At 59.9% G+C, this 9,245-nt stretch carries 13 protein-coding genes; 4 read left to right on the top strand and 9 right to left on the bottom strand.

The features are described from left to right. From JWQ61_RS10355 to JWQ61_RS10320, 8 genes are all read right to left on the bottom strand, one after another. On the bottom strand, window positions 1-286 hold a 286-nt coding region (locus JWQ61_RS10355; protein WP_304360461.1), incomplete at its 3' end, for a DegT/DnrJ/EryC1/StrS family aminotransferase. Further along, window positions 283-1,125 carry a formyltransferase family protein gene (locus JWQ61_RS10350; RefSeq protein ID WP_304360460.1) on the bottom strand — a complete coding sequence of 281 codons (843 nt, stop codon included), beginning with the start codon at window positions 1,123-1,125 and terminating at the stop codon, window positions 283-285. The genes JWQ61_RS10355 and JWQ61_RS10350, both read right to left, overlap by 4 nt. Then, window positions 1,122-1,886, bottom strand: coding sequence for a glycoside hydrolase family 99-like domain-containing protein (locus JWQ61_RS10345; protein ID WP_304360459.1), 765 nt, complete (start codon window positions 1,884-1,886; stop codon window positions 1,122-1,124). Before JWQ61_RS10345 ends, JWQ61_RS10350 begins: the two co-directional genes overlap by 4 nt. Further along, window positions 1,876-2,559, bottom strand: coding sequence for a hypothetical protein (locus tag JWQ61_RS10340; protein WP_304360458.1), 684 nt, complete (start codon window positions 2,557-2,559; stop codon window positions 1,876-1,878). The genes JWQ61_RS10345 and JWQ61_RS10340 overlap by 11 nt, the downstream gene beginning before the upstream one ends. Window positions 2,560-2,621: 62 nt before the next feature. Further along, the gene (locus JWQ61_RS10335; protein ID WP_304360457.1) at window positions 2,622-3,173 is read right to left on the bottom strand and encodes a glycoside hydrolase family 99-like domain-containing protein; all 552 of its coding nucleotides are present in this window, start codon (window positions 3,171-3,173) and stop codon (window positions 2,622-2,624) included. Next, a complete protein-coding gene (locus JWQ61_RS10330; protein WP_304360456.1) occupies window positions 3,170-3,964 on the bottom strand; it encodes a glycoside hydrolase family 99-like domain-containing protein in 795 nt (264 codons plus the stop codon). Before JWQ61_RS10330 ends, JWQ61_RS10335 begins: the two co-directional genes overlap by 4 nt. A gap of 18 nt (window positions 3,965-3,982) precedes the next feature. Next, window positions 3,983-4,540 (bottom strand): hypothetical protein, encoded by a 558-nt coding sequence (locus JWQ61_RS10325; RefSeq protein ID WP_041742258.1) that lies wholly within the window; start codon window positions 4,538-4,540, stop codon window positions 3,983-3,985. Window positions 4,541-4,591: 51 nt separating this feature from the next. Then, the gene (locus tag JWQ61_RS10320) at window positions 4,592-5,143 is read right to left on the bottom strand and encodes a glycoside hydrolase family 99-like domain-containing protein (RefSeq protein WP_304360455.1); all 552 of its coding nucleotides are present in this window, start codon (window positions 5,141-5,143) and stop codon (window positions 4,592-4,594) included. Between the two features lie 607 nt (window positions 5,144-5,750). Between JWQ61_RS10320 and JWQ61_RS10315 the strand changes: the two genes are divergently transcribed. Beyond that, the gene (locus JWQ61_RS10315; protein ID WP_014007275.1) at window positions 5,751-5,975 is read left to right on the top strand and encodes a VF530 family DNA-binding protein; all 225 of its coding nucleotides are present in this window, start codon (window positions 5,751-5,753) and stop codon (window positions 5,973-5,975) included. A 144-nt stretch (window positions 5,976-6,119) separates the two neighbouring features. Beyond that, on the top strand, window positions 6,120-6,512 hold the full coding sequence (locus JWQ61_RS10310) for an SRPBCC domain-containing protein (protein ID WP_304360454.1): 393 nt from the start codon (window positions 6,120-6,122) through the stop codon (window positions 6,510-6,512). 27 nt (window positions 6,513-6,539) lie between these two features. On the opposite strand, the gene JWQ61_RS10305 is transcribed toward JWQ61_RS10310, so the two are convergent. Next, window positions 6,540-7,613: a zinc-binding dehydrogenase gene (locus JWQ61_RS10305; protein WP_304360453.1), complete on the bottom strand. Its 1,074-nt coding sequence runs from the start codon at window positions 7,611-7,613 to the stop codon at window positions 6,540-6,542. Window positions 7,614-7,708: 95 nt separating this feature from the next. On the opposite strand from JWQ61_RS10305, the gene JWQ61_RS10300 reads away from it, so the two are divergent. Both JWQ61_RS10300 and JWQ61_RS10295 read left to right on the top strand, forming a co-directional pair. After that, on the top strand, window positions 7,709-8,620 hold the full coding sequence (locus JWQ61_RS10300; protein ID WP_304360452.1) for a LysR family transcriptional regulator: 912 nt from the start codon (window positions 7,709-7,711) through the stop codon (window positions 8,618-8,620). Between the two features lie 374 nt (window positions 8,621-8,994). After that, a partial coding sequence (locus tag JWQ61_RS10295; protein WP_304360451.1) for a hypothetical protein occupies window positions 8,995-9,245 on the top strand: 251 nt, incomplete at its 3' end.

The following is a 9,245-nucleotide window of genomic DNA, read 5'->3' as shown; positions in this document are numbered from 1 at the left end:
CGCCGGCATGCAGCGCTGCGGCGGCTGTCGCAAAAAAAGTATTGGCAGGAACCACCACCTGTCTTCCCTGCACGCCAAGCGCGCGCAGGATGATTTCCAGTGCGCCGGTGCCGTTGCTGACGGCGATTGCGTGCGCGCCGCCATGCATGCTGGACAAAGCCTGTTCGAAGGCCTCGGTGTAAGGCCCGAGGATAAGCCGCCCGCTTTCGAGAATGAGGCGGATGTCTCGCGTGATTTCGTCGATGTCCTCCGCTGGCATGACGATCCTTGCCGAAGCGATGTTCATTGCAGGTCTCCCTCGAATTCGAAGCGTACATAACCATCTCCGCAAGCGATCACTGCATGGCTGCCGCTGCTGATCGCCACTTCTCCCGGCCGGTGCTGCTTTCTGCGCGGCAGGGCGATGCATTCGCAGGCGCGGATGGCGCGCGCGCCGAATCGGGGAAGCTGGCGCGGCGGAAAAATCAGGGAACGGACCCAGCCATCGACAACACACGCCGGCCGCTCGAAATCGCCGACATCCAGGGCCTGGAAATCGATCGAGTCTCGCGCGTAAAAAGCTACCTGGCCGGCAGCTTGGGGCTGCAGAACGTGATCGGCTGTGAGCATGCCGGCGAATTGTTCCTTCACCAGTTCGAATCCATGGCGTTGCAGGAGAAGATACAAATCGAAGGCGGTATGAAACGCTGAAATCTGGAATTGGCGAACAGCGATCACCGGTCCCGCGTCTATTTTTTCGGTCAGCTGGTGCAGAGTGGCGGCCGCGGTCGATTCGCCATTGCGCAGCGGCCAGGCACTGTTGAGGCAGCCGCGATAGCCAGGCAGCGCCGCCAGGTGGAGATTGTAGGCGCGGGCGCCGCCCAATTCTTCGATGCGGACCTTGCGATCGTATTCGACCGACAGGAATATGTCACTGCCGGTGAGCCCGGCGGCAGCGATGTCGGCGACGATGTCGACGCCAAGCTGGCGCGCAGTACGGCGCAACGACGGTTCCCAGGCGGTGTCATCGCCGGCATTGGGCAGCGCCAGCAGCGTATAGCCGATTGCGCCGATCGCCTGCATGTCGCGGGCATGGCGCAAGCTGTGGCAGCCGATGAAACTCTTGCCGGAGATTAGTAGTTTCATAGCGCTCCTTCCAGCTGCCTGGACCTGGCGTGAATCTGCTCCAGGAAGCCTGAGCCAAACCGTTCGCTGGGCTCGATAGCCGACGCCTCGGTCCATTCGTTGTAGGCGTGCAGGAAAACCACCCGGTGAGCCGGGTGCCAGCGTTCGTTGAAGGCAATCGCCTCGTCCAGGAAGCGGCCAAACAGCTGGGGCGTGACGCCGGCCACGATCGGCCGCCAGGGGAAACCACGCACCTGGCGGATGTCGGCGACCGGCGCGCCGCGCAGCGTGGCATCCCAGCCGGCGCAGACCACCGGCAGGAACGGGATGCTAAGCCGTTGCTGAAGGCGGTGCCATTCGGCGACCCGCTTGGGTATGAGTTCACCGTACCATTGCACCGGCGGGCCTTCCCAGTCGGGCAGCATGCCGTACCCGGTGACGGCGTCTACCGGCAAGCGCTGGAGGATCCTGGTGTGGTATTCGTCGATCAGCGGAAAGACGCCGATCAGAAAGGGATTCACGCCGAAATGGGAGACCAGCTTGCGGCGGATGTACTGCAGCAGGAACAGGAACCCGTCTGTCCCGTACAGCTTGTCGAAGTCGGTAACGTTGAGCAGCGACAGGACTGGGCGGCCGTCAATCCGGAGAAACGCTCGGCGCGAAGCAAACTGCGCGATCCAGTCGTCGAGAAAGCCGTCGACGGCGCCGATGCTCAGCCGACCAGAGCGCTGGATGACGGGGCGCAGCGGCTGCGGGTTCCTCGGCGCCGGGTTAGTCGACATGGCAGGCCGCATCCGATGCAGCGATATCGCGGGCCGGTGCAAGATCGAGCGGCGCAAAATAGCCGCCGACAGACATCGGGACTTCCGTGTTCACGCTGCGCATGCCGGTGTTCTCGAACAAGCGCGCCGGCACTGCGCGGAAATCGAAACTGAAGCGGGTGACCGGGCTTTCGTTGACGACATTGCCATGCATGAGGTTGGCGCCGTCGAACACCAGGATTTCGCCGTACTGGGCGACATAGGGATGGAAATCCTGTTTTCCTTCACTCGACTCGATCCACACCGCGGTATGTTCCGAGACCGGTGTGAGCGGCACCCAGAAATTGATTTCGGCAGTGTGATGATGGTTGTCCCGGTCGCGGTGGAAGCCGGACACGGCGACGTTTCCGGGCAGCTGGAACCGGAAGTTGGGCCGCGCCTGGTACACGATTTCGTCGCCGATCATCGGTGCAATCTGGTTCCTGATGAAGCGGCCGTAGACATCGAAGAATTCCTTGCCGATCGCATACAGCCGATGGTGCAGTTCGGTGGATTGCTCAATGGCGCAGTCGAATCTCGGATACTGGTGGACATGATGGATGGCGGCGAGGTTGGCGCATTTCAAGTGGCTGGCGACGATGCGCGCAAAAGGATAGCGCTCTATGTCGTACTTCACGATCAGGTGATTTAGCATGGAAGCCTCGTTTTCTTCGATATCGCTGCGCCTGGTCTTTCCTTGCCGCACAAAGTGGCCGGCTATTTCTTTTTCTGCCTGGGCCCGATTTGCGTCAGCCGCATTGCTGCGCTGAGCGAAAGCTGGTCGAGGCAATTCGGCCCTAGCACCCGGCCTAGTTCGCCGATGGTGAATTCGCCGTCCGGCGCGGCCTTGCCTGTAATCCTGTCGACGCTGATTCCCATGCCATCGGCAACCAGTGGAATCGGGAAATTGGTGTGGGGCAGGCGCAGGCACCAGGTTGTGCCGACTTCGAATGCGGTATCGGCGGCTGCGTCGGCTGCTGCATCGAGGGCAGCGTCAAGCGGCCCGGCCATGATTGGACCGTCGTTGCCGTAATAAAAAAAATAGGTGAAACCATTGATGCCGGCGTCAGCGGCTTCCTGCACCTGACGCCTTGAACACGACTGCTGGCTATCGTCATAGAATCCGGCAGCAGGGCGCGACGGCATCTGGTGCCCGTCGAAGTAGGGCGAGAACTTGTCAAACAAGGTCCATTCGTCAAAATCGCCGCGGAATGCGTTGGCGTGCCAGCCAGGGTAGACATAGGCGATGAACTGTGTAGGTTGTTTCATGTCGATATGTCCCGGTGGTTAGCGCCATTCAAGGTCAGGTCCGGAGCCGGTCCCGGTCTCGGTCCGAGCGGCATCGGGCGTGCCCGCTGCTTCAGCTGCCGCAGGAACTGGTCGCCGAAGCGGTCGCTGGGTTCGATCGCTGAAGACTCCGTCCATTCATTCCATGCATGCACATAGACCACGTTGAGCTCCGGGTGGTGGGCTAGGTTGAACGCGACGGCGGCATCGACGAAGTGACCAAACAATTCGGCGTTGACGCCATCGACTACCGGGCGCCAGGGAAAGCCGCGGCAATTGCGCAGGTCTGCCGCCCATTCGCCGCGCACGGTTGCATCCCAGCCGGCGCACACTACGGGAAAGAACGGCACCCGCAGATTCCGCTGCACCATGGCCCATTCGGCGGCCCTACGCGGAATCAGTTCGGCATAGTGCTGCACAGGCGGACCGGTCCATTCCGGCAGCAATCCGTAGCCTGTGGCGCCGTCGATCGAAGTCAGATTCGCCAGCGCGCAGTGCTTCAAGGTAGCTTCGCCAAACACGCCGATGACAAAAGGATCCTGCCCCAAGCGTTTTTGCATGATCTGGCGGGCCGTCTGGATGATGAGCTGGAATCCGTCCAGGCCATAGGTGTTCACGAAATCGCCCAGGTTCAGGAACGAGCACACCGGCCGGCCGCCGATGCGGAAATACGAAGGATGCGCGCAGTAGCGCTCGGCCCATCCTTCGAATAACGCAATCATGCTTTGCCAGTCGAGCAGTTCGAGCCGCTCGTGCGGATTGTCCCGATTCATGGCGGCGCCTGGACAGAATTATTTCTCGCTCTTCGCGAATACCCCTGATGTCGCCAATCCTTCCAAGGTGGTTCGCAGCTCGGCAAGCGTAAATGCGCGCAAGGCCGAATGCGAGAGCGAATGCGTGAGCAATTCTACGGTGACCTGGTCGAAGACGTCGACATGGCGCGCCTGGCGCGAGGCCAGCTTGGCGACGCCGACCAGGTCTTCCAGTTTCAGCCGCGCAAATTGGGGCCGCATGATGGCGCCCAGCTGGTTCATCGTCAGGCTGTCCAGCACCGAACTGCGGCCATGGGCGGCTTTCGCATGCTTGCTGCACAGTTCGACGATGCCGAATACCGAAGATACCGGCAGGAACGTTGCATTGTGGCTGCGGATGGTGGCCTCCAGCGCACGCAGCGTCACTTTGCCGGCGTTGCCGCCGGCTACGTCGAGCTCGGTGACCGCGCCGACCAGTTCACGCAGCTGGCCGAAGGTGATGTCGACCGGATCCACCACATAGGATCTGATGACATCGATCAAGTCTTCTACCCAGTCGTGGTGGAACCAAGAGCCATAGTCGCCGTCGTCGGACATGATGTTTCTCCCTTTTTTCGCCGGTCATCGGCGCATGAGGTGGATAAGCGGCTATCTGCAGTTTTTCATTCGCAGGAATGATGCAACCGAGAAGCCTTCCAGTTCGGAATCCCCGATGAGTTCGGAGACGTCGCTAAAAGTGTGTTGCCGTGGAATCTCTGCGCGCCTGGCGATATCCGGTTGCGGGCAGGGCTCGGCGGCGGCCTGGCGGGAATCGCGCCAGTGGCGGTAATCGAGCGGCAGCGGCAGTGCGCGATGCGGCAAACGCAGGCAAAGCGTCAGCGCCAATTGAAACGCAGATACCGTTGTGGCACATGCGAATGCTGCATCGACAGGCGCGTCGAGGACGAATCCGCCGCGCCGGTAGTAAGCGAAATAAGAAAATCCGGCAATGCCGTAGGCGCTAGCCTGGCGCATGCTTGCCTCGGCTGTTTCGGGACGGGAGTCATCGTAGTATCCAGCCTTCGGCCTGGGCGGCGCCACATGCCCTTCGTAGTAAGGCCGGAAGCGGTCGAGCAGTTTCCACTCGTCGAAACCTGGACGGAATGGCGACGCGTGCCAGCCGGGATAGACGTACGCGATGAACACTGGAAGTACGTTCACGATAAATCCATAGGTAATAGCTTGCCCACAAGCGTCTCCCGTATTGCCACGCGCATTGCCACATTTAACTGGAGCTATCTACCCGCGCGTATTCGGCGTGGTCCGCGAGATTCATGTGCACGGACACGTGCGTTTGCAGCGCATCGTGCATCGGACGGGAATTTCTAGTTTGTCGTTTTCGGCCCGTCGAATCTACGTTTATTTAACATAGCTTCTGCTTTCCGTAAGTCAAGTTTTTTGACTTTGCATCGTGCTGGATTCGATTGAGGAGTAGCTGAATATTCTGAGAAATAATCTGGCTTGGATCGTGTAAAAAAAACGATTTTAAAAAATCTCATAGCTAAGTCTTACGTCGTCCGATATCGAGTATTCCGGAAAATTATTTTTTTACGAAAACACATTCCAACAAATACCTGTCACTTTTAACAGGTGGAAAGTTGCGCCGCGCATGTCAGGGACTGAAAGTTTTCGACAGGTTTCCCATCAAAAAACTGTTTTAGGATTTGTGGAGGAGAATGAAGAGAGGGATGCAGCGCATATGCAGCGGTTTTTCCGGATCGCCCGGCGAGCCCGTAAAATAGCAGCTTGAATGCAGATCGAGAAGCCCATGACACAACACACACAGAACCACCTGCACGGCGTCACGCTGGAGGCCATGCTGACCGAACTGGTTGCTCATTACGGCTGGGAAGGATTGGGGCAGAGGATAGACATCCGTTGCTTCAAGGCCGATCCCAGCATCAAGTCCAGCCTGACATTCTTGCGCAAGACGGCGTGGGCGCGCGAAAAGGTGGAAGCCCTGTATGTCGGCATGCGGCGTGCAATGAAATGAGCTTTTGCAAAATGAGGTAAAGTTTTGTGGTGGGTTGTGTGACGGCGGGCGGCTTGCCGCCGCCTCGGAAAACTCTTTACCGCGCCAGGACCTCCCGGCTTGCCATGGCGCCTGTTGATTCACAGCACCGAAGGAAGAACCAGCATGCGCAACGTGATTTATAAAACGGTGGTCTTGAAAGCGACTCCCGACGCTTTGTTCGACATGTATGTCGATCCGGTGCTGCACCAGGCGATCACTGGCTTGCCGGTCACCATAGCCGCGGAAGCGGGGGCCGAATTCGTGGCCTTCGACGGCACCCTGACCGGCGTCATGCTGCAGGTGGTCAAACCGCGGCTGATTGTCCAGACCTGGCGCTCACCGGCGTTTGCCGAAGACGATCCGGATTCGATCCTGATCCTGTCGTTCCACCCGCAAGGCGAGCATGGCCGCATTGAACTGGTGCACCTGGACGTGCCGGACCAGGATTACGAAGAGGTCAAGCTCGGCTGGCGCGAAAAATATTTCGAGCCGTGGCGTGAATTCCTTGCGAATTGAGCCACCGCCAGCACCGGATCATCAACCTCACTGCGCAAAAAGCGCGACTGTCGCCTGCAATCCCTGCATTTTGGCAGCATAGTCCATGGCCTGTTCCAGGTCCGGGAAGGCGAAGCTTTTCACTTCGATGTCGTCCAGCGACAACAGTCCGGCCCGGATCAGCGACAGCAGCGCCAGGTAATCGGCTGGCGTATACATGAAATGGCCGATCAGTTCCCAGCTGTTGATCAGCATGTCACCGTAAGGTACCGGCAAGGGTACTTGCATGCTGCCCATCAGCACCAGCCGGCCGCCGCGCCGCAAGCTGCGCAGCAGCGCCAGCGTGCTGTTGGCGTCGCCAGCCTTGCCGACCATGTCGAAAGCCAGCTCGATACCGCCGCCGGCCGCGGCCCGGATTGCTGCCGCATCGGCGCCGCTGTCGCCCGAAAGCAGCACCGGCACCACTCTTCCACGGCCCAATTCCACCAGTTTCCGGAGCGCTTCGGGGCGACGTCCCAGCGCGATGACTTTAGCCGCGCCCAGCGCCAGTGCGGCCAGCACCGCCGCCGAACCAAAATAGCCGCCGGCGCCGTTGATGGCGACTGTTTCACCAGCCGCCAGGCGGCCGCGGCGCAGGCCGCCGAACGGCACCACGAATTTCGCCAGCACCGCCAGCCGTTCGCTGCTCAGGTGGTCGAGCCCATCCAGCGGCAGCAGGGTGGAAGCGGGCACGTCGGCTACTTCACGCAGGCTGCCATGGGGAAATTCCCCAAGCATCTGCGCGCTGTCATGGCTGATGCCGGACAGGCCAATCAGGACTTGCGGCGGTTCGGTCACCGCCTCGTTGGCGATCCAGTAGGGATTGATCGCGACCCGCTGTCCCGGCCGGAACTTCTGCACGCCGGCGCCGACGGCGACGATGCGGCCGATGCCGTTGGTGCCGGGCGTGAAGGTGCCGGGCGGATAGGCGTAGGGCAATTCGCCCTTCAGGTAACTGCGGGTATAACTCAGCAGCGGCACCGCCTCCATGCGCAGCAGCGCGGCGCCGGCGCGCAGCTCCGGTTGTGGTATTTCTTGCAACGCCAGCGTCAGTTCTGCGCGATTGAACATCCATGCTTTCATGTTGAACTCCTTTTGGTTTCCGGTTGAACGATGATTGAACTCTAGAGCGTGAGGACGTATATTTGAAATCAATTAATGGCATAGGACCTATCAACGTGATTGATCTACGCGGTGTCGACCTCAACCTGCTGGTGTCGCTCGACGCCTTGCTGGAAGAGTGCAATGTGACCAAGGCCGCGGCGCGGCTGCACCTGACCCAGCCGGCGGTGTCCACGCAGCTGTCGCGGCTGCGCAAGATTTTCGACGATCCCTTGCTGATCCCGGCCGACAGCGGCCGCGGCATGACGCCGAGCGCGCGGGCGCTGGGCCTGATCGTGCCGCTACATGCGGCGCTCAACGATCTGCAGGCGGTGGTCAGGCAACGGCCGGCGTTCGACCCTTTCCAGGACAGCCGGCGGTTTGTGATTGCGGCCAACGACAATGCCGCGGCGGTGCTCGGCCTGCGCCTGATGGAGCAGTTGCCGCAGCTAGCCGGCGCCGGCATCAAGATCGCTTTTGTGAATGCCGACCAGCGCCAGGTGGCGCTGCAGCTGGAGCGTGCCGAGATCGATCTGCTGCTTGGTTCCGTGCACATGGTGCCGCCGTCGATGAAAGCCAGGAAACTGTACGATGAACGGTTTGTGATGGCGCAAAGGAAAGGGCATCCGCGCGGCGCCGGTCCGCTGGACATGGACCAGTACTGCAGCCTGAAGCACGTACTGGTGTCGACCAGCGGCGGCAGCTTTTCCGGTTTCGTGGATGAGCACCTGGAGCGGCTGGACCGTCAGCGCGAAGTCTGTTTGTCGCTGCAGAATTTCACGCTGGTGCCGGATCTGTTGTGCAATAGCGACTATGTTGCAACCTTGCCAAGCCGTTTATTTGCGCGCTATCGCGACCGGCTGGATGCTTTTGAATTGCCGTTCCAGGCCGATACTTTTCCCCTGTTCGCCGCCTGGCATCCTCGCAACCAGGCTGATCCCGCGCTGCTATGGCTGCGCGAAGCGCTGGCTGCCATCAGCGCCGCCTAGCATCGCGGAAAGGATTGATTCGCAAGCTCGGACAACGGTGTTGTCATAGTTGACATGACTGTCAGGAGCACGAATTTGTAAACCTGTTAAAAGTGACAGGTGTGGCAGTTTCCAATTCTCACTAGAATAAAACCGTCTATCGGAGCCTATCCTCTCCTATGTTGATATTTAGCCCGCTGCCGCAAGGCGGTGGGCTTTTTTTTTCAGCTCTGCTCCAGGTGCCTCGGCGCCGCGCTTCAGGATCGCTTAACCGCGATCGCGCCATTAGCGCGCGATTTTTCCATGGCCGCCGCGGAGATTGCCTCCTCCCTGTACTTCCGCTTAAGATCTGCCATCGCTCGACGCCGGATCAGTTTCGCCACAGGGAAAACCGAATGCAAAAAATCAAATCAATCATATCTGCGCTTTTATTCTTCGGCTGCGCCTTGCTGCTTGCGGGTTGCGCTTCCCTGTCCACCTCGATTTCACAGTTCAAGGACGGCAACTATGTCGCCAGCGTGCAATCGACCCTGGTCTACCTCGACGACAAATACAAGAAAGCGGATTACGACGACAGCGATGAAAGAAACGGCATCCGCGAGCGCCTGCGGATTATCGAAGACAGTTACGCAACCACGGTGCAGAC

Origin of the sequence: Collimonas fungivorans (genome assembly GCF_028292705.1) — a bacterium.
GTDB lineage: Bacteria > Pseudomonadota > Gammaproteobacteria > Burkholderiales > Burkholderiaceae_D > Collimonas > Collimonas fungivorans_B.
The sequence above is the reverse complement of the archived record's forward strand: the minus strand, read 5'-3'. Positions and strand labels throughout refer to the sequence as shown.

What these genes read in the sequence shown, in the direction of transcription:
- JWQ61_RS10350 (WP_304360460.1), bottom strand. Translation starts at nt 1,125, where the DNA reads ATGAAACTACTAATCTCCGGCAAGAGTTTCATCGGCTGCCACAGCTTG.
- JWQ61_RS10345 (WP_304360459.1), bottom strand. Translation starts at nt 1,886, where the DNA reads ATGTCGACTAACCCGGCGCCGAGGAACCCGCAGCCGCTGCGCCCCGTC.
- JWQ61_RS10340 (WP_304360458.1), bottom strand. Translation starts at nt 2,559, where the DNA reads ATGCTAAATCACCTGATCGTGAAGTACGACATAGAGCGCTATCCTTTT.
- JWQ61_RS10335 (WP_304360457.1), bottom strand. Translation starts at nt 3,173, where the DNA reads ATGAAACAACCTACACAGTTCATCGCCTATGTCTACCCTGGCTGGCAC.
- JWQ61_RS10330 (WP_304360456.1), bottom strand. Translation starts at nt 3,964, where the DNA reads ATGAATCGGGACAATCCGCACGAGCGGCTCGAACTGCTCGACTGGCAA.
- JWQ61_RS10325 (WP_041742258.1), bottom strand. Translation starts at nt 4,540, where the DNA reads ATGTCCGACGACGGCGACTATGGCTCTTGGTTCCACCACGACTGGGTA.
- JWQ61_RS10315 (WP_014007275.1), top strand. Translation starts at nt 5,751, where the DNA reads ATGACACAACACACACAGAACCACCTGCACGGCGTCACGCTGGAGGCC.
- JWQ61_RS10310 (WP_304360454.1), top strand. Translation starts at nt 6,120, where the DNA reads ATGCGCAACGTGATTTATAAAACGGTGGTCTTGAAAGCGACTCCCGAC.
- JWQ61_RS10305 (WP_304360453.1), bottom strand. Translation starts at nt 7,613, where the DNA reads ATGAAAGCATGGATGTTCAATCGCGCAGAACTGACGCTGGCGTTGCAA.